The organism is Streptomyces sp. NPDC051104 (assembly GCF_040682835.1).
GTDB lineage: Bacteria > Actinomycetota > Actinomycetes > Streptomycetales > Streptomycetaceae > Streptomyces > Streptomyces cynarae.
Genome location: NZ_JBFBBS010000001.1, coordinates 838,576 through 856,588, shown reverse-complemented (window position 1 = coordinate 856,588; position 18,013 = coordinate 838,576). Strand labels below are relative to the sequence as shown.

General features: G+C 71.5%; 16 protein-coding genes. 11 read left to right on the top strand and 5 right to left on the bottom strand.

The window, feature by feature from the left end:
• Positions 1-4: 4 nt before the first annotated feature.
• Complete coding sequence (locus tag AB0N14_RS04205; protein ID WP_366024140.1) at positions 5-859, bottom strand: SDR family oxidoreductase; 855 nt, start codon at positions 857-859, stop codon at positions 5-7.
• Positions 860-951: 92 nt separating this feature from the next.
• Here AB0N14_RS04205 and AB0N14_RS04200 point away from each other — a divergent pair, with 92 nt between their 5' ends.
• Complete coding sequence (locus AB0N14_RS04200) at positions 952-1,362, top strand: helix-turn-helix domain-containing protein (protein ID WP_366024139.1); 411 nt, start codon at positions 952-954, stop codon at positions 1,360-1,362.
• Positions 1,363-1,375: 13 nt separating this feature from the next.
• Here the strand turns inward: AB0N14_RS04200 and AB0N14_RS04195 are convergent, their stop codons facing one another.
• The 4 genes from AB0N14_RS04195 to AB0N14_RS04180 all read right to left on the bottom strand — a co-directional run bounded on the left by AB0N14_RS04195 (position 1,376) and on the right by AB0N14_RS04180 (position 7,264).
• The gene (locus AB0N14_RS04195; RefSeq protein ID WP_366024138.1) at positions 1,376-2,491 is read right to left on the bottom strand and encodes a 2-oxoacid:ferredoxin oxidoreductase subunit beta; all 1,116 of its coding nucleotides are present in this window, start codon (positions 2,489-2,491) and stop codon (positions 1,376-1,378) included.
• On the bottom strand, positions 2,484-4,412 hold the full coding sequence (locus AB0N14_RS04190; RefSeq protein WP_366024137.1) for a 2-oxoacid:acceptor oxidoreductase subunit alpha: 1,929 nt from the start codon (positions 4,410-4,412) through the stop codon (positions 2,484-2,486). The genes AB0N14_RS04195 and AB0N14_RS04190 overlap by 8 nt, the downstream gene beginning before the upstream one ends.
• Positions 4,413-4,699: 287 nt before the next feature.
• Positions 4,700-5,359 carry a response regulator transcription factor gene (locus tag AB0N14_RS04185; RefSeq protein ID WP_366024256.1) on the bottom strand — a complete coding sequence of 220 codons (660 nt, stop codon included), beginning with the start codon at positions 5,357-5,359 and terminating at the stop codon, positions 4,700-4,702.
• A gap of 564 nt (positions 5,360-5,923) precedes the next feature.
• Entirely contained in the window at positions 5,924-7,264 is a 1,341-nt protein-coding gene (locus tag AB0N14_RS04180) for a sensor domain-containing protein (RefSeq protein ID WP_366024136.1), read from the bottom strand.
• A gap of 522 nt (positions 7,265-7,786) precedes the next feature.
• On the opposite strand from AB0N14_RS04180, the gene AB0N14_RS04175 reads away from it, so the two are divergent.
• The 10 genes from AB0N14_RS04175 (at position 7,787) to AB0N14_RS04130 (ending at position 17,921) form a co-directional block, all read left to right on the top strand.
• Complete coding sequence (locus tag AB0N14_RS04175; protein ID WP_103841246.1) at positions 7,787-8,188, top strand: NADH-quinone oxidoreductase subunit A; 402 nt, start codon at positions 7,787-7,789, stop codon at positions 8,186-8,188.
• Positions 8,179-8,802 carry an NADH-quinone oxidoreductase subunit B family protein gene (locus AB0N14_RS04170; protein WP_366024135.1) on the top strand — a complete coding sequence of 208 codons (624 nt, stop codon included), beginning with the start codon at positions 8,179-8,181 and terminating at the stop codon, positions 8,800-8,802. Before AB0N14_RS04175 ends, AB0N14_RS04170 begins: the two co-directional genes overlap by 10 nt.
• Complete coding sequence (locus AB0N14_RS04165; protein WP_366024134.1) at positions 8,799-10,208, top strand: NADH-quinone oxidoreductase subunit C; 1,410 nt, start codon at positions 8,799-8,801, stop codon at positions 10,206-10,208. The genes AB0N14_RS04170 and AB0N14_RS04165 overlap by 4 nt, the downstream gene beginning before the upstream one ends.
• On the top strand, positions 10,205-11,173 hold the full coding sequence (locus AB0N14_RS04160; RefSeq protein WP_366024133.1) for a complex I subunit 1 family protein: 969 nt from the start codon (positions 10,205-10,207) through the stop codon (positions 11,171-11,173). The genes AB0N14_RS04165 and AB0N14_RS04160 overlap by 4 nt, the downstream gene beginning before the upstream one ends.
• A gap of 113 nt (positions 11,174-11,286) precedes the next feature.
• Positions 11,287-11,808 carry a 4Fe-4S binding protein gene (locus tag AB0N14_RS04155; protein WP_366024255.1) on the top strand — a complete coding sequence of 174 codons (522 nt, stop codon included), beginning with the start codon at positions 11,287-11,289 and terminating at the stop codon, positions 11,806-11,808.
• Positions 11,805-12,437: an NADH-quinone oxidoreductase subunit J gene (locus AB0N14_RS04150; RefSeq protein ID WP_366024132.1), complete on the top strand. Its 633-nt coding sequence runs from the start codon at positions 11,805-11,807 to the stop codon at positions 12,435-12,437. Before AB0N14_RS04155 ends, AB0N14_RS04150 begins: the two co-directional genes overlap by 4 nt.
• Positions 12,437-12,802, top strand: coding sequence for an NADH-quinone oxidoreductase subunit NuoK (nuoK, locus tag AB0N14_RS04145; protein ID WP_103841236.1), 366 nt, complete (start codon positions 12,437-12,439; stop codon positions 12,800-12,802). The genes AB0N14_RS04150 and nuoK overlap by 1 nt, the downstream gene beginning before the upstream one ends.
• Entirely contained in the window at positions 12,799-14,790 is a 1,992-nt protein-coding gene (locus tag AB0N14_RS04140; RefSeq protein ID WP_366024131.1) for an NADH-quinone oxidoreductase subunit L, read from the top strand. Before nuoK ends, AB0N14_RS04140 begins: the two co-directional genes overlap by 4 nt.
• A gap of 6 nt (positions 14,791-14,796) precedes the next feature.
• The gene (locus tag AB0N14_RS04135) at positions 14,797-16,425 is read left to right on the top strand and encodes an NADH-quinone oxidoreductase subunit M (protein ID WP_366024130.1); all 1,629 of its coding nucleotides are present in this window, start codon (positions 14,797-14,799) and stop codon (positions 16,423-16,425) included.
• The gene (locus AB0N14_RS04130; RefSeq protein WP_366024129.1) at positions 16,422-17,921 is read left to right on the top strand and encodes an NADH-quinone oxidoreductase subunit N; all 1,500 of its coding nucleotides are present in this window, start codon (positions 16,422-16,424) and stop codon (positions 17,919-17,921) included. Before AB0N14_RS04135 ends, AB0N14_RS04130 begins: the two co-directional genes overlap by 4 nt.
• Positions 17,922-18,013: the final 92 nt, after the last annotated feature.

The window sequence follows — 18,013 nt, the reverse complement described above, 5'->3', positions numbered from 1 at the left end:
GGAGTCAGCCCTTGAGCGCGGCGGTGATCGCCTCGGCGAGCGGGGTGGTCGGGCGGCCGGCCAGGCGGGAGAGGTCGCCGGTGGTGACCTCCAGCTCGCCCTTCTCGATGGACGCGTCCACGCCGGCGAAGACCGCGGCGAGCGGCCCGGGCAGCCCGGCGCCCTTCAGGAGCCCCTCGTACGCCTCGGCGGAGACGGCGTTGTACGTGATCTCCTTGCCGGTCTGCTTGCTCAGCTCGGCGGCGTACTCGGCGAAGCCCCACGCCTCGTCGCCACCCAGCTCGTACGCCTTGTTCTCGTGGCCCTCGCCGGTCAGCACGGCGACCGCGGCGGCCGCGTAGTCGGCGCGGGAGGCGGAGGACACGCGGCCGTCGCCGGCGGCCTGGACGACGGCGCCGTGCTCGAGGACAGGGGCGAGGTTATCGGTGTAGTTCTCGTGGTACCAGCCGTTGCGCAGCAGGACACACGGCACGCCCGAGGCCAGGATCGCCTGCTCGGTGGCCCGGTGGTCGTCGGCGAGGGCGGCCTTCAGGCTGCTGGGCGCGCTGGTGTAGGCGAAGAGGGCGACTCCGGCGGCCTTGGCGGCGTCGAGGACCACCTGGTGCTGCTGAAGGCGGCCCTTGTCGAACTCGTTGCCGGAGATCAGCAGCACCTTGTCGCCGGCCGAGAACAGGCCGTCGAAGGTCTCCGGAGCGTTGTAGTCGGCGGCGGCGATCCGCACGCCGCGCTCCGCGAGGTCGGCGGCCTTCTCCGGGGTGCGGACGACCGCGGTGATCTGTTCGGCCGGAACCTTCTCCAGCAGCTGCTCCACCACATGACGGCCGAGGTGTCCGGTGGCTCCGGTGACGACGATGCTCATGACTTGGATCTCCTTGTGGGGTGTTTCCCGACATTCACCCTAGGAGGTGCGCTAACCAATAGAAAGTACCCACTTTGAAGTAAGGTACTGGCATGACAGTAAGTGATGGGGCCGCCGGCAGACGCGAAGCCGCCGAGGCGATGTGCCCCTACCGCCTCGTCCTGGAGCACGTCACCAGCCGCTGGGGCGTGCTCGTCCTGATCCAGCTCCTCGACCGCCCCCACCGCTTCAGCGAGTTGCGCCGGGCGATCGGGCGGACCGCCCGCGTCAGCGAGAAGATGCTCACGCAGACCCTGCAGACCCTGGAACGCGACGGTCTGGTGCACCGGGACGCCAAGCCCGTGATCCCGCCGCGCGTCGACTACTCCCTCACCGACCTGGGCCGCGAGGCCGCCGAGCAGGTGCGGGCGCTGGCGCTGTGGACCCATGACCGCATGGCGGACGTGGAGAAGGCCCGCCAGGCATACGACGAGGCCCGGGCGCTGTCCGCCCGGGCCTCGTGAACGGCGGTACCACTCAGCCGACGACGGTCCAGGTGTCCCCGCCGGCGAGCAGGGCGGCCAGGTCGCCCTTGCCGTTCTGCTCGATGGCGGCATCGAGCTGGTCGGCCATCGCCGTGTCGTAGACGGGCCGCTCCACGGACCGGAACACGCCGATCGGGGTGTGGTGCAGGGTGTCCGGGTCGGCGAGGCGGGAGAGCGCGAAGGCCGTGGTGGAGGAGGCGGCGTGCGCGTCGTGGACCAGGATGTCCGCCTCGTTCTCCGGGGTGACGGTGACGACCTTCAGGTCGCCGGTCTGCCTGTCCCGTACGACACCGCGCGCGCCTCCCCCACTCTCGGCTTCGCTCGAGCGGGAGGTGCCCCCAGATCCGAAGCGGATCGGCTGCCCGTGTTCCAGCCGGATCAGGGCCTCCTCGGCGCTCTGCTTGTCCTTGAGCGCGTCGAAGGCGCCGTCGTTGAAGATGTTGCAGTTCTGGTAGATCTCGATCAGCGCCGTGCCCGGATGGGCGGCGGCCTGGCGCAGCACCTCGGTGAGGTGCTTGCGGTCAGAGTCGATCGTGCGGGCCACGAAGGACGCCTCCGCGCCGAGGGCCAGCGAGACCGGGTTGAACGGCGCGTCGAGGGAGCCCATCGGGGTCGACTTGGTGATCTTGCCGACCTCGGAGGTGGGGGAGTACTGGCCCTTGGTCAGGCCGTAGATCCGGTTGTTGAACAGCAGGATCTTCAGGTTCACGTTGCGGCGCAGTGCGTGGATGAGGTGGTTGCCGCCGATGGACAGCGCGTCACCGTCACCGGTGACCACCCACACGCTCAGATCACGCCGCGAGGCCGCGAGCCCGGTCGCGATCGCGGGCGCCCGGCCGTGGATGGAGTGCATGCCGTACGTGTTCATGTAGTACGGGAAGCGGGACGAGCAGCCGATCCCGGAGACGAAGACGATGTTCTCCCGCGCGAGGCCCAGCTCCGGCATGAAGCCCTGGACGGCGGCGAGGATCGCGTAGTCACCGCAGCCGGGGCACCAGCGCACTTCCTGATCGGACTTGAAGTCCTTCATGGACTGCCTGGCCACGGCCTTGGGGACGAGCGAAAGCGCCTCGATCGTGCCCGTGCCTTCCGTGGTCGTCTCAGCCATCGATGGCCTCCTTGAGCGCCGCGGCGAGCTGCTCCGCCTTGAACGGCATGCCGTTGACCTGGTTGTAGGAGTGGGCGTCGACCAGGTACTTCGCCCGGATCAGGGTGGCGAGCTGGCCGAGGTTCATCTCAGGGATCACCACCTTCTCGTAACGTCCCAGCACCGCGCCGAGATTCCGCGGGAACGGGTTGACGTGCCGCAGATGGGCCTGCGCGATGGACTCCCCGGCCGCACGCAGCCGGCGTACGGCCGCGGTGATCGGCCCGTACGTCGAGCCCCAGCCCAGCACCAGGGTGCTCGCGCCGTCCGGGTCGTCCACCTCCACGTCGGGTACCACGATCCCGTCGACCTTCGCCTGACGGGTGCGGACCATGAAGTCGTGGTTGGCGGGGTCGTAGGAGATGTTGCCGGTGCCCTCCTGCTTCTCGATGCCGCCGATGCGGTGCTCCAGGCCGGGCGTGCCCGGGACCGCCCACGGGCGGGCCAGGGTCTGCGGGTCGCGCTTGTAGGGCCAGAACACCTCGGTGCCGTCGTCCAGGGTGTGGTTCGGGCCTTGCGCGAACTGCACCGTGAGGTCGGGCAGCTCGTCCAGCTCGGGGATGCGCCAGGGCTCCGAGCCGTTGGCCAGGTAGCCGTCGGAGAGCAGGAAGACCGGAGTGCGGTAGGTCAGCGCGATCCGGGCCGCCTCCAGGGCCGCGTCGAAGCAGTCGGCCGGGGTGCGCGGGGCGACCACCGGGACCGGGGCCTCGCCGTTGCGGCCGTACATCGCCTGCAGCAGGTCCGCCTGCTCGGTCTTGGTGGGCAGACCGGTGGACGGGCCGCCGCGCTGGATGTCGACGATCAGCAGCGGCAGCTCCAGGGAGACCGCGAGGCCGATCGTCTCGCTCTTGAGCGCGATGCCCGGCCCGGAGGTCGTGGTCACGGCCAGCGACCCGCCGAAGGCGGCACCGAGGGCAGCGCCGATCCCGGCGATCTCGTCCTCGGCCTGGAAGGTGCGCACACCGAAGTTCTTGTGCTTAGACAGCTCGTGCAGGATGTCCGAGGCCGGAGTGATCGGGTACGAGCCCAGGAACAGCGGCAGGTCCGCCTGGCGGGAGGCGGCGATCAGGCCGTACGCCAGGGCCAGGTTCCCGGAGATGTTGCGGTAGGTGCCCACCGGGAACGCCTTGACGGCCGGGGCGACCTCGTAGGAGACCGCGAAGTCCTCCGTCGTCTCCCCGAAGTTCCACCCCGCCCGGAAGGCGGCGATGTTCGCGGCGGCGATGTCCGGCTTCTTCGCGAACTTCGTCCTCAGGAACGTCTCGGTGCCCTCGGTGGGCCGGTGGTACATCCAGCTCAGCAGGCCGAGCGCGAACATGTTCTTGCTGCGCTCGGCCTCCTTGCGGGTGAGGTCGAAGTCCTTCAGCGCCTCGACGGTGAGGGTCGTCAGCGGCACGGGGTGGACGTTGTAGCCGTCGAGGGACCCGTCCTCCAGGGGAGAGGCAGCGTAGCCGACCTTCTGCATCGCGCGCTTGGTGAACTCGTCGGTGTTGACGATGATCTCCGCGCCGCGCGGCAGGTCGCCCACGTTGGCCTTCAGGGCGGCCGGGTTCATCGCCACCAGCACGTTCGGGGCGTCGCCCGGGGTGAGGATGTCGTGGTCGGCGAAGTGCAGCTGGAACGACGACACACCCGGCAGCGTCCCGGCAGGGGCGCGGATCTCGGCGGGGAAGTTCGGCAGTGTGGACAGGTCGTTGCCGAAGGACGCCGTCTCCGAGGTGAAACGGTCGCCGGTGAGCTGCATACCGTCACCCGAGTCCCCCGCGAACCGGATGATCACCCGGTCGAGCCGGCGCACGTCCTTCGTGCCCGCCGGTTTGCGCTGTTCTCCTACGACGGTTCCGTCCGCCTGTCCCGCTGGACTGCTGACCTGGCTGGTCACTGAACTGGACCTCCCTCGAGGCGGCTGTCCGGGAGCGGCCGTCCCACCGGCCTTCCCAGGATCAACCCTACGTCGGTAAGGGTCGCCTTCCCTCGGCCGTTCGGATGATGGACACCATCGTGAGACGGTCCGGCGCCCCGACTTGTCATCATTTGTTCGCTCGCCCCCCGGGTGCTGCTCGTGAAAAGGCTCCCTGCTCATCCTTCGGCCGGCACTGGACGCGGCGCCGGGACCGGAGCCCCGTGGTGTCCGGATCCGGCAGCGACGTCTGACACAGTCTCAGCTGTTCAGGAGTTGAGATAGGTGAGCACGGCCAGAACACGCCGGTGATCCCCGTCACTCGGGGACAGGCCGAGCTTCAGGAAGATGTTGCTGACGTGCTTCTCGACGGCTCCGTCGCTCACGACGAGTTGCCGGGCGATCGCGGAGTTCGTCCGCCCCTCGGCCATCAGCCCGAGGACCTCCCGCTCCCGGGGGGTGAGCGCCGCCAGCACGTCCTGCTTGCGGCTGCGCCCGAGCAGCTGTGCGACCACCTCGGGGTCCAGCGCGGTGCCTCCCTCGGCGACCCGCACGACGGCGTCCACGAACTCGCGCACCTCGGCGACCCGGTCCTTGAGCAGATAGCCGACGCCGCGACTGGAACCGGCCAGCAGTTCGGTGGCGTACCGCTCCTCCACGTACTGCGACAGCACGAGCACACCGAGTCCGGGATACGCCCTGCGCAGCTGGACCGCGGCCCGGACGCCTTCGTCCGTGTGGGTCGGCGGCATCCGCACGTCGGCGACGACGACATCGGGCAACTCGCCCTGGTCCGCCAGCTCGGTGATGGTCTTGATCAGCGCCTCCGCGTCCCCGACACCGGCGACGACGTCATGCCCACGGTCGGTCAGCAGCCGGGTCAGTCCCTCCCTGAGCAGCACAGAATCCTCGGCGATGACGATCCGCACCCTGTCCTCCACGATCCCCCGGCCCCCACAACCTGTCTCCGGTCGCACGACAGGCTCCAGCATTCCAGGATCGGGGCTCGCGCGGGGTGGCTGCCGGGCGAAAGAGAGGTGTGTCAGGCGGATGGGCGGGGTGGGGCGGGACGGGGCTCAGCCCTCGAAGCAGTGCTTCGGGGGACGCGGCGCCGGGCCGATGGGCGGGGTCTGGGGGCAGCGGTGTGGGGGGTGTGGTGCCGGGTCTGGCAGGGGGGTCCGGGGGCGGGTGGCCGTGGGGCAGGCGTCTGGGAGCGCGGCGCCAGGCCAGCCAGCAGGGTCCGGGGGCGCAGCCCCAGGCAGGGGGCTGTGGACGCGGCGCCTGGCCGATGGGCGGGGTCCGGGGGCGCAGCCCCGGGCAGGGGTCCGGGGGACGCAGTCCCCGGCGGGGAGCCCGGGGGTGGAGACCCGGGCAGGGGGCTGTGGACGCGGCGCCTGGCCGATGGGCGGGGAGCCCGGGGGCGGAGCCCCCGGGGTAGGGGACGGGTAAGGGCGGCGGGGGCGGAACCGTCCGGTGCCCCACCGCCGGGGGCCCTACGCGCGCCAGGGCAACTCCGCGGTGATCCGCGTAGGCCCCCCGACCGGCGAATCCACCACCAGCACGCCATCCACCGCATCGAGCCGCCCCGCCAGCCCCGACCCGCCGGAGGCGTCGGCACCCCCGACCCCGTCGTCGGACACCTGCAGCAGCAGCCGGTCCTCCGCCCGCCACACGTCCACCGTCGCCCGCGACGCCCGCGCATGCTTGCTGACGTTCTGCAGCAGTTCCGACACCGTGAAGTAGGCGATCCCCTCGATCGCCGGGGCCGGCCGCGACGGCAGGTCCGCCTCCACCTCCACCGGCACGGCGCACCGCGAGGCCACCGCCGACAGTGCCGCGTCCAGCCCCCGGTCCGTCAACACCGCCGGATGGATCCCACGAGCCAGGTCCCGCAGCTCCTGCAGCGCCGTCTTCACCTCGCCATGCGCGTCCTCCACCATCCGCGCCGCCGCCTGCGGATCCTCCGACAGCTTCTCCTTCGCCAGCCCCAGATCCATGGCCAACGCCACCAGCCGGGCCTGCGCCCCGTCGTGCAGGTCCCGCTCGATGCGCCGCAGATCCGCCGCCGCCGTGTCCACCACCGCCCCGCGGTCCGACTCCAGCTCCACCACCCGGGTCGCCAACCGCGACGGCCCGAGCAGCCCGTGCACCAGCAGCCGGTCCACGGTCGTCAGCCCCCGGACGATCCAGGGCGTGGCCAGTGTGATCAGCAGCCCCACCAGCGCGGTCACCGTGATCTCGAACGGGTTGTCGAGGTACACGTGGTGCGTCTCGTCGCCGTACAGCTGGACCCCGCCCTGACCGGCGTACACCGGGAACACCCAGAACCACAGCGGATACGTCAGCAGCGCCCACCCGCACGTCCAGAAACTCACGCCCACCGAGAACGAGAACACCGCCCACGGGAAATGCAGCACCGTGTACAGCATGTGCCGCCACGACGCCCCGCTCTTGAGCATCGCCCCCATCCACGCCATCGCCCCGCGCCCGCTCATCCGCAGCGGCTCCGGAGCGGCCACCTCCAGCCCCAGCAGCCCCCGCGCCCGGGCCCGCTCCAGCGCCCCGAACCCACGGCACCCGGCCAGCGCCGCCGCGAGCACCGGGATACCCAGGAACGTCACCAGCAGCCCGGCCCCGATCGACAACATCGTGACGCCGTAGGTGAACATCGCGATCCCGATCGGCAGGCTCAGCAGCAGGTAGCAGAACTCGCCCCAGCTGCGCGCCTCGATCGGCGCCCGCAGCGCCACCGGAAGCCGGTGCGGCCGCCCCCCGGCGCCCTGGGATCCAGGGCCGCCCCACTCTCCGTACCCCTGCCCGTACTGCGTGGCCATCGCCTCGTCCGTTCTGCTGGTCGTCGTTCTGCTGGTCGTCCACCCCGGTTCGCTTCTCCACCCTGCTGTGCCCGCGCCCGCCCGGCCATGCAGCGCGTCGGCGTCTTCAACCGGGGGTTTTCCCCACCCCGGACACGCCCCGGGACGTCTCTCCGCTACCTCCGCCGCCGTCCCTCGTCCCCGCGGTCCCGCCATGGCAGCTCCCCGTTCGGTCACATTTCCGGCCTCGTGCGGTGATGTCCGCCGGCCTGCCGCGCCCCGCGCCGCCGCACCATGAGGCCGACCGTCATGGCTTCCTCGGGGTGTACCCACCCTCCGCCGATCCGGCCGGCGCGAGAGGTGATCCGAGCCCTGCCGGGGGTACGCGATGCGAGCCGTACGGCGAGTGAGGCGCGTACCAGGGCATCTCGAGGTGCGACGGGCTGCTTACCCTTTCTTTAGCAGGGCCTAGACTCCCGTGCGTACAGATCGTCGAATCACAGCATTCACCAGGGTCACGAGGTCAGGGAGCGAGGGGCTGACGTGCCGCATCCGACCGCCGTCGCTGTCGTGGCGGCGGACTACTTCCAGTCCTACTCCGTAGTCGGGCTGCTCGCCGTCGTCGGCGTGCTCTTCGTCGCCGTCGCCTTCGGCGCGGGCCGACTGCTGCGCCCCGTCGTGCCCACGCCGGAGAAGCTGCTGACGTACGAGTGCGGCGTCGACCCCGTCGGCGAGGGCTGGGCCCACACGCAGGTCCGCTACTACGTCTACGCGTTCCTGTACGTGATCTTCGCGGTCGACTCGATCTTCCTCTTCCCGTGGGCCACGGTCTTCGCCGATCCGCGGTACGGAGCCACCACCCTCGTGGAGATGTTCGTCTTCCTCGGCTTCCTGGCCGTGGGACTGCTCTACGCATACAAGAAGGGGGTCCTGACATGGACGTGAACCCCTCGACCACCGAGGCCACCGGCCCTGTGCTGCTTCCGGAGCCCAAGCGGCTGGGCGCACTGGCCCGCCTCGCCCCCGAGCCGATGAAGGTGATCCTGAACTGGGGACGCCGCTACTCGCTCTGGGTCTTCAACTTCGGCCTCGCCTGCTGCGCGATCGAGTTCATCGCCGCGTCCATGGCCCGCCACGACTTCATCCGCCTCGGGGTCATCCCGTTCGCGCCGGGCCCGCGCCAGGCCGACCTGATGGTGGTGTCCGGCACGGTCACCGACAAGATGGCGCCGGCCGTCAAACGCCTGTACGAGCAGATGCCCGAGCCGAAGTACGTCATCTCCTTCGGCGCGTGCTCCAACTGCGGCGGCCCGTACTGGGACTCCTACTCCGTCACCAAGGGCGTCGACCAGATCATCCCGGTGGACGTGTACGTCCCCGGCTGCCCGCCGCGTCCCGAGGCACTGCTCCAGGGCATCCTCAAGCTCCAGGAGAAGATCGCGCGCGAGTCGCTGGGGGAGCGGTACGGATCCTCGCGGCCGTCCACCGCGGCCCTGCAGAGCGGCCTGGTCCAGCCGCCGTCGTCGGCCACGGAACCGGATCAGGGGGAGGGGCGATGACCGCCGTCGGCTGGCTGCCCGCGTCCGCCGAGGAACTCTTCGGCCCCGAGGCCACGGCCGAGGAGTCGTACGAGGTCCTGACCGTCGACGTGACCCCGACGGGCTGGACCGAGGCGCTCCAGGTCGCGCGCGACGAGCTGGGCTGCACGTACTTCGACTGGCTGAGCGCGGTCGACGAACCGGGTACGGGTCTGCGCGTCTCGGCCCATGTGGTGGCCCTGTCCCCGGTCCGCCGCCTCCTCGTCCGTACGACCGTCCCGCACGAGGCCCCGGTCCTGCCCTCCGCCGTGGACGTCTACGCGGGCGCCGCCTGGCACGAACGCGAGACCCACGAGATGTTCGGCATCACCTTCGAGGGCCACCCCGCGCTGGAGCACCTGCTCCTGCCCGAGGGCTTCGAAGGTCACCCGCTGCGCAAGGACTTCGTGCTGGCGGCCCGGGTCGCCAAGGCATGGCCCGGTGCGAAGGAACCGGGCGAGTCCACCGCATCTCATGGCGGCTCCGCCGCGGGCGGTGGCCCCAAGCGCCGCCAGATGCTGCCCCCGGGCGTCCCCGACCCGAACGAGTGGGGCCCCCTCAAGGGCCAGCTCCCCCCGGCCCCCGCCCGCCCGGCCCGGGCCGCAGGCCGAGCCGCGGGCGAACGCCCCGTACGCCGCCCCCGCACGGCAGCGGAGGGCTCCGCGAGCCAGGCCCCCGCCGCAGGCGAGCCCACGGAGACGGCGGCACCGCCGCGGCGTGCGCGGAGCACGCCGGAGGGCTCGGCCTCGCAGCGTGCCGCTGAGGACACGGCGCCGACGGCTCCGGCCGCTCCGCGGCGTGCCCGCAGCGTGTCGGAGGGCTCGGCCTCGCAGCGTGCCGCTGAGGACACGGCGCCGACGGCTCCGGCCGCTCCGCGGAGTGCGCGGAGTGCTTCGGAGGTTTCGGCCTCGCAACGGGCCGAGGGCGGTGCCGAGCCGGCGGCTCCTTCCACTGGGCCGCGCCGTGCGCGGAGTGCGTCCGAGGGTTCGGCTTCCCAGCGTGCCGAGGGTCCGGCAGCCGAGGACACGCCTCGGAGGCCCGCCCCCGCCCCCCGCAGCGCGGACGCCCCCTGGCACCACGCCCGCCCGGCCTTCGACGAGCCCGAGCCCGCCGCCCCAGAGGGTCCGGAGAAACCCACGACCGAACCGGCGGAACCCGCAACCGAACCAGCGGATTCCACGAGCCCCGCGACCGAACCCGCGAGCCCCGCGCCCCACGCCGCGGAAGCCGACACCGCTCCCGCGGCGGAGCCCGACGCGACCGGCGGCGAAGCCCACCGTGGCGAAACCCGCCCCGGTGACACCAGGCCCGACGGCGCGCAGCAGCAGACCCCGAACTCCCCGAAGAAGTCCTCGAACCCCGACGACCCCCCAGGAGGCACGCAGTGAACGGCGCTCTCGACGTCGGCCTGCGACTCCTCGTCGTGTTCGTCGTCTTCCTCACCTTCCCCCTGATCATCGGTCAGACCGAACACAAGGTCATGGCCCATATGCAGGGCCGCCTCGGCCCCATGTACGCGGGCGGCTTCCACGGCTGGGCCCAGCTCGTCGCCGACGGCGTGAAGTTCGCGCAGAAGGAGGACGTCGTCCCGGCGGGCGCGGACCGCCGTATCTTCCAGCTGGCCCCCGCCGTGGCCCTGCTGCCGTACCTCCTCGTCCTCCTCGCCATCCCGATCGGCCCGAGCGAGGGCGCCGTCGGCCAGGTCGTCGACGCGGGCATCTTCTTCGTTCTCGCCGTCATGGGCGTCGGCGTCCTCGGCTCCCTCATGGCGGGGTGGGCCTCCGCCAACAAGTTCTCCCTCCTCGGCGGCCTCCGCACCGCCGCCCAGCTCCTCGCCTACGAACTCCCCATGCTGCTCGCGGCCGCCTCGGTGGCCATGGCGGCGGGCACCGTCTCGCTCCCCGGCATCCTCGACGCCTTCCACTGGTGGTGGCTGCCCTGGCAGGTCGTCGGCGCGATGGTCTTCTTCGTCGCCGGCCTCGCCGAACTGCAACGCCCGCCCTTCGACATGCCCGTCGCCGACTCGGAGATCATCTTCGGTGCGTACACCGAGTACACCGGCCTCCGCTTCGCCCTGTTCCTGCTCGCCGAGTACGCCGGGATCATCGTCCTGTGCGGACTGACCACCGTCCTCTTCCTGGGCGGCTGGCACGGCCCGTGGGGTGCCGACGGCCTCGGCTGGCTCTGGACACTGCTGAAGACCGCGATCCTCGCCTTCGTCGTCATCTGGCTGCGCGTCACCTACCCCCGGCTGCGCGAGGACCAGCTCCAGAAGCTCTCCTGGACCCTCCTCGTCCCCCTCTCCCTCGCCCAGATCGCCCTCACCGGCATCGTCAAGGTGGTGATCTCCTAACCATGTCCCGCCCGTCGCCCGACCACCACCCCTCAACGACGCCCTCCGGGCGGCCCCGCCTGTCGTTCCCCGGCTCCGGCCTCGCCAAGGGCCTGGCCGTCACCCTCCGCACGATGACGAAGAAGTCCGTCACCGAGCAGTACCCCGACGCCCAGCCCGCGCTCCCGCCCCGCAGCCGCGGTGTCATCGGCCTGTTCGAGGAGAACTGCACGGTCTGCATGCTGTGCGCCCGCGAGTGCCCGGACTGGTGCATCTACATCGACTCCCACAAGGAGACGGTCCCGCCGGCCGCCCCCGGCGGCCGTGAACGCAGCCGCAACGTCCTGGACCGCTTCGCCATCGACTTCTCCCTCTGCATGTACTGCGGTATCTGCATCGAGGTCTGCCCCTTCGACGCACTGTTCTGGTCCCCGGAGTTCGAGTACGCCGAGACCGACATCCGCGACCTCACCCACGAGCGCGACAAGCTCCGCGAGTGGATGTGGACCGTGCCGGCCCCGCCCGCCCTCGACCCGGGCGCCGAGGAGCCGAAGGAGATCGCAGCAGCCCGCAAGACCGCCGAGAAGCTGGCCGCCGCGCAGGCCGAGCCCGCAGATCACGCAGAGCCCGCCGAGCCACAGGGAGGAGAGTCGTGAACACCGCCCCCGCCGCGCTGACCACCGCCGCCGCGGCCTCGCACGGCTTCCTCTCCCCGACCGGCGTCGAGATCGCCTTCCTCCTCGTCGGTCTGGTCACCTTCGGCGCCGCCCTGGTCACCGTCACCACCCGGCAGCTGGTGCACGCCGCCCTGTGGCTCGTGGTCACCCTCGGTGGGCTCGCCGTCGAGTACCTCCTGCTCACCGCCGAGTTCATCGCCTGGGTGCAGGTCCTCATCTACGTCGGGTCCGTCGTCGTCCTCCTTCTGTTCGGTCTGATGCTCACCAAGGCCCCCATCGGCCGCTCCCCGGACGCCGACTCCGGCAACCGCTGGGCCGCCCTCACCGTGGCCGTCGCCGCCGCGGCCGCCCTGGTGTGGGTGGTCGTCGACGCCTTCCGTACGACCTGGATCGACCTCGGGGGCGCCGCCTCCGGCTCCACCAAGGTCACCGGCGCGAGCCTCTTCCAGAACTGGGTCCTCCCCTTCGAGGCCCTCTCCGTGCTCCTCCTCGCCGCACTGGTCGGCGCGATCGTCCTGTCCCGCAAGGCGAAGACGGACGCGGCGGCCACCACCGCGGACGCCCCGGCCACCCCGGACACCCGGAGCGAGAAGGAAGGCGTCCGCTGATGCACCTCGCCTATCCCGCCGTGCTCTCCGCCCTCCTGTTCTGCACGGGCCTGTACGGCGTCCTCGCCCGCCGCAACGCGATCCTCGTCCTGATGTCGGTCGAGCTGATGCTCAACGCCGTCAACCTCAACCTCGTCGCCTTCGACGTCTGGCTGAGCCGTGCCGCCCGCGAAACGCTGCACTCCGGACAGGCCCTGACCCTGTTCACCATCGCCATCGCCGCCGCGGAGATCGGCATCGGCCTCGCGATCGTCCTCGCCGTGTACCGCAACCGCGGCACCTCGGACATCGACCGGCTCCGCGACACCGCCGAGGGCCACGACGGCGAGACCCCTGCGGCTGAGAAGGCTGAGGCCACCGCGTGACCACGACCACCCTCGCCGTCCTCGTACCCCTCCTTCCGTTCCTCGGCGCGGCGGCAGGCCTGCTCCTCGGCCGCACGGTCCCGGGATTCGTCCGCCCGCTCGCCGTCCTGCCGACCCTCGCCTCGCTCGTCCTCGCCGTGCTGGTGGCCGCCCGCCAGGGCGGAGGCCGGGCCCTCGATGCCGCCACCGAGCTCACGCCCACCGGCTCGGTCCCGATCGAACTCGCCCTGCACATCGACGGCTTCGCCGCCCTCGTCGCCGTCCTGGTCGGCACCGTCGCCACCTGCGTGCAGCTCTACTCGACGGGCTACCTGCGCGACGACCCGCGCTACCCCTCCTACGCCGCTCTCGTCTCCCTGTTCACCTCCGCGATGTTCCTCGTCGTCTACTCGGGCGACCTCATCGTGCTGCTGGTCGGCTGGGAAGTCATGGGCATCTGCTCCTACTTCCTCGTCGGCCACTACTGGGAGACCCCGGAGGCCCGCGCCGCCTCCCTCAAAGCGTTCCTGGTCACCAAGCTCGGCGACGTCCCCTTCCTGATCGGCCTGTTCGCGCTCGGCACCGATGCCGGCTCCTTCCGCATCACCCACGTCCTCGGCACCGTCGCGAGCGGCGGACTGCACCACCCGACCGTGGTCGCCCTGCTGCTCCTGGCCGGCGTGGCGGGCAAGTCGGCGCAGTTCCCGCTGCACACCTGGCTCCCCGACGCGATGGCGGGCCCGACGCCCGTCTCCGCACTGATCCACGCCGCGACGATGGTCGCCGCCGGTGTCTACTTCATCGCCCGCCTCCTCCCGGTCTTCCAGGCCTCCTCGGCCGCCATGGTCGTCCTCGCCGTGATGGCCGCCGTCACCATGGCCGGCTCGGCGCTCGCCGCGCTCGCCCAGGACGACATCAAGCGCGTCCTCGCCTACTCGACGATCGGCCAGCTCGGCTACATGACCGGCGCCCTCGCCGTCGGCGACCGCGGTGCCGCCGTCTTCCACCTCCTGTCCCACGGTGCCTTCAAGGCGCTGCTGTTCCTGGCCGCCGGCGTGATCATCCACGCCGCCGGAACCAACTCGCTGGCCGCCATGTCCCGCATGGGGGACCTGCGCGACCGCATCCCCGACGCCTTCTGGACGATGACCGTGGCGCTCCTCGCGCTCGCCGCGATCCCCCCGTTCTCCGGCTTCTTCTCCAAGGAGTCCGTCCTGGGCGCCGCCGAACACGTCGCCACCGGCCACACCGACCACGCCCCCGGCGCCGCAGGCTGGATCGTCCTCGTCACCGGCCTGGTCACGGCCCTGCTCACCGGCGCGTACGCGACCCGGCTGTGGCTGCTCGCCTTCCGCGGCCACGGAGCCAAGGCCCCCGACCACGGCAGGCAGCCGCTGGTCATGAACGCCGTGCTGTGGGTGCTCGCCGCCCCGTCGATCGCGTTCGGCCTCACCTACCGTGTCCTGCCCGACTGGTTCGACGGACGCTCCCTGACGCCTACGCTCACCACCTCCGTCCTCGGCACGGGCCTCGCCCTGGTCGGCGCACTCGTGACCTACGGCGCCTGGCGGCACACCACCGCGCTCGCGGACCGCATCCCGCTGGGTGCCGTCGCGGCCCACCCCGAGGCGGACGCCGGCCTGGTCGAGGCCGAGGCGATCGCGAGCCATGTGCCCGCGTACGGCGACATCGCCTACGCGCCCGACCCGGCGGACCCGGGGCGCCTCCTGCTCGGCCCGCTGCACCGCCACGCGGCCGAGGGCTTCCACCTGGACGCCGTGTACGGCCGGCTCTTCGTCCGCCCGGTCAGGGCCGGAGCGAGCCTCGTGCAGTTCCTGGACCGGGAGGTCGTCGAGACCTACGTACGCGGCGCGGGCGCCGTGCCCCGCCTGCTCGGGGCCGCCGTGCGGCGCGCCCAGACCGGCAACGTGCAGACCTATGTGAGCGCGCTGCTCGCCGGCACCGTCGTCCTGGCGGTGGCCGCCCTCCTCGTCGCCACGGGAGCGTGAGCCGGCGTGATCGATATCAGCGAGTCCGTGATGCAGTTCCTTCTGGCATTCGTCGTCGTCGCGCCGCTCATCGGCGCGCTCGCCGCCCTCCTCCCGGCCCCGCCCGGGCTGAAGGGGAAGTCACCCGAGCAAGCCGTGCTGCGGCACGGCGTGACCGTCACCGGCGCCGTGCTCATCGCGGCGATCGTCCTCGCGCTCGGCTTCGACCACGACCACCCGTCGAAGATGCAGGCCACCACCGACATCAGCTGGATCCCCGCACTCGACGTGCGGATCCACCTCGGCATCGACGGCATCTCCCTCCCCCTTCTGGTGCTGACCGCGCTGCTGACCTTCCTCTGCGCGCTCTACTCGTACTTCAAGATGCCCCCGGGCCCGTCCCCGAAGGCCTTCGTCGCCCTGCTGCTCGTCCTCGAGTCCGGCACCCTCGCGACCTTCGCCGTCCTCGACCTGCTGCTGTTCTTCCTCGCGTTCGAGATGGTCCTCATCCCGATGTACTTCCTCATCGCCCGCTGGGGCGGCGAGGGCCGGACCCGGGCCGCGTGGCGGTTCATCCTTTTCACGCTGCTCGGCTCCGTCGTCATGCTGCTCGGCCTGCTCCTGATCGGACTCAAGGCGGGCACGTTCGACATGGTGGCACTCGCCACTGACAACGGCCGTTCGCTCACCACATCCGTGCAGGTCATCGCCGTTCTGGCGGTCGGGATCGGGCTCGCGGTCAAGGCACCGATGTGGCCGCTGCACAGCTGGCTGCCCGACGCCCACACCGCCGCGCCGACCGTCGGCTCGGTCCTGCTGGCCGGCGTCCTGCTGAAGATGGGCACGTACGGGTTCGTACGCATCCTCCTGCCGGTGGCGCCCCACGGCTTCCACGCCTTCGCGCCGTACCTCGCCGCCTTCGCCGTCGTCGGGATCATCTACGGATCCCTCGCCTGCCTCGCCCTGGCCAAGCGAGGCGCGAAGGGCGACCTCAAGCGGCTCATCGCCTACTCCTCCGTCGGCCACATGGGCTTCGTACTGCTCGGCATCGCGACGACCACCCCGACCGGCGTCAACGGCGCGCTGTTCGCCAACGTCGCCCACGGCCTCATCACCGGCCTGCTGTTCTTCCTGGTCGGCGCGCTGAAGGACCGCACCGGCACCACCGACCTCGACGCCCTCGCCCTCCCGTCGCCCGACCACCACCCCTCAGCGAGCGGCTCCGCCGCGCCGGATCATTTGCAGACCGGTGCCGCCCTCTACGGCAAGGCACCCCGCCTCGGCGGCCTGCTGGCCTTCGGCGCCGTCGCCTCGCTGGGCCTGCCGGGCCTCGCCGGGTTCTGGGGCGAGATGCTCGCGATGTTCGGCGCGTTCAGGCCCGCCGCCGACCTCAGCCGCCCCGCCTTCCTCACCTTCATGGCGATCGCCGCGTTCGGCACGCTGCTCACCGCCGCGTACATGCTCATCGTGGTGCGGCGCGTGTGCATGGGCGCCGTGCCCCAGGAGACCCCCGAACTCGCCGACGTCCACACGTACGAATTCGCGGCCTGGACGCCGCTCGTCGTCCTCACCGTCCTCGCCGGCCTGTGGCCGAGGGCACTCCTCGGCCTGACCGACCCGGCCGTGCAGCAGCTCCTGGCAGGAGGCACCCGATGAGCTCCCTCGTCCAGTCCGTCGACTGGCTGGCGATCGCACCGCCCACCATCGCGGCCGCCGTCGGACTCCTCGTCCTCGTCGCCGACCTCTTCGTCGACGAGCGGCACAAGGCCCTCCTCGGCTGGGCGTCCATCGCCGGACTGGCCGCCGCGATCCTCATGCTGCTGCCCCTCCTGGACGGCGACCGCGCCACCTTCTGCCTGACCGGCAGCCCGCAGGTGTGCAGCTACACGGCGGACCGTTTCACCCTCGTCATCCAGTTCCTCGTCCTCGGCGGCGCCCTCCTCGCCGCCCTGCTGTCGGTCACCGCGCTGAAGGACGCCAGGAAGGACGTCCCCGAAGGAGAGTTCTGGTTCCTGCTGCTGTCCTCCGCTGCCGGTGCCGCCCTGCTGCCCGCCTCCCGTGACCTGGCCACCCTCGTCGTCGCCCTGGAGGTCGCCTCCCTGCCCGCGTTCGCCCTCGTAGGCATCCGGCACGGCGACAAGAAATCCTCCGAAGCCGCCCTGAAGTTCTTCCTGTCGTCCGTCACCGCGACCGCGGTGAGCCTCATGGGCATCAGCTTCGTGTACGCCTCCACCGGCACCCTGTACCTCACCCAGGTCGCCGACCGGATCCAGCACGTGAACGGACAACTCCACACGCTCACCCAGGCAGGCGTCGTCCTCACCCTCGTCGGCTTCGCCTTCAAGACGGCCGCCGTCCCGTTCCACTTCTGGGTGCCCGACACCTATGTGGGCGCGCCCCTCCCGGTCGCCGCCTACCTGTCCGTCGTCGGCAAGGCGGTCGGCTTCTCCGGCCTGATCCTCGTCACCGTCGTCGCCCTCCCGTCCTACTCCGACGCCTGGGGCCCGGCACTGGCCGCACTGGCCGCCCTCACCATGACCGTCGGCAACGTCGGCGCCCTGCGGCAGCAGGCCACGCGCGCGTACAGCGCGGTGCGCCTGCTCGCCTGGTCCTCCGTCGGCCAGGCCGGCTACCTCCTGGTACCGATCGCGGCAGCCGCCTACTCCAAGGACGCCCAGAAAGCGGTCGGCTCCACCGTGGCGTACGCCCTCATGTACGCCGCGGTGAACCTCGGCGCCTTCGCCGTGGCCGCCCTCGTGGGCCGTACCAGGGCCCTGAACCGCATCACCGACTACCGCGGCCTCCACGCCTCGAACCCCCTCGCCGCGCTGCTCCTGGCGTTCTTCCTGCTGTGCCTGGCAGGCCTGCCGCCCGGCGTCATCGGCCTCTTCGCGAAGGTCACCGTCTTCTCCGCGGCCGTCGACGCCGGGCTCGGCTGGCTCGCCGTGGTCATGGCGGTCAACGTGGTGATCGCGCTCTTCTACTACCTCCAGTGGACGGCCCTGCTCTTCCGCGCCCCCGAGGGGGAGCCGGAGAAGCACCGCGTCCCGGCCCCGCTCACGGCCGCCCTCACCCTGACGGCCGTGCTGGGCGTCGCCCTGTCGGGAGCCCCCCAGTTGGTGCTCCGCTTCTCGGCCACCGCGCTCTTCTGACCGCGCACCCACGCGCGGGCACCCGGCATCCGGCGCACGCGCGTGCCGGATGCCGCCGCCTCACCCGGACGGCCCACGGACTCCGGAGCCGC

Coding starts and splice junctions, on each gene's coding strand:
- AB0N14_RS04205 (WP_366024140.1), bottom strand. CDS start 859: ATGAGCATCGTCGTCACCGGAGCCACCGGACACCTCGGCCGTCATGTG.
- AB0N14_RS04200 (WP_366024139.1), top strand. CDS start 952: ATGACAGTAAGTGATGGGGCCGCCGGCAGACGCGAAGCCGCCGAGGCG.
- AB0N14_RS04195 (WP_366024138.1), bottom strand. CDS start 2,491: ATGGCTGAGACGACCACGGAAGGCACGGGCACGATCGAGGCGCTTTCG.
- AB0N14_RS04180 (WP_366024136.1), bottom strand. CDS start 7,264: ATGGCCACGCAGTACGGGCAGGGGTACGGAGAGTGGGGCGGCCCTGGA.
- AB0N14_RS04170 (WP_366024135.1), top strand. CDS start 8,179: ATGGACGTGAACCCCTCGACCACCGAGGCCACCGGCCCTGTGCTGCTT.
- AB0N14_RS04165 (WP_366024134.1), top strand. CDS start 8,799: ATGACCGCCGTCGGCTGGCTGCCCGCGTCCGCCGAGGAACTCTTCGGC.
- AB0N14_RS04155 (WP_366024255.1), top strand. CDS start 11,287: ATGACGAAGAAGTCCGTCACCGAGCAGTACCCCGACGCCCAGCCCGCG.
- nuoK (WP_103841236.1), top strand. CDS start 12,437: ATGCACCTCGCCTATCCCGCCGTGCTCTCCGCCCTCCTGTTCTGCACG.
- AB0N14_RS04130 (WP_366024129.1), top strand. CDS start 16,422: ATGAGCTCCCTCGTCCAGTCCGTCGACTGGCTGGCGATCGCACCGCCC.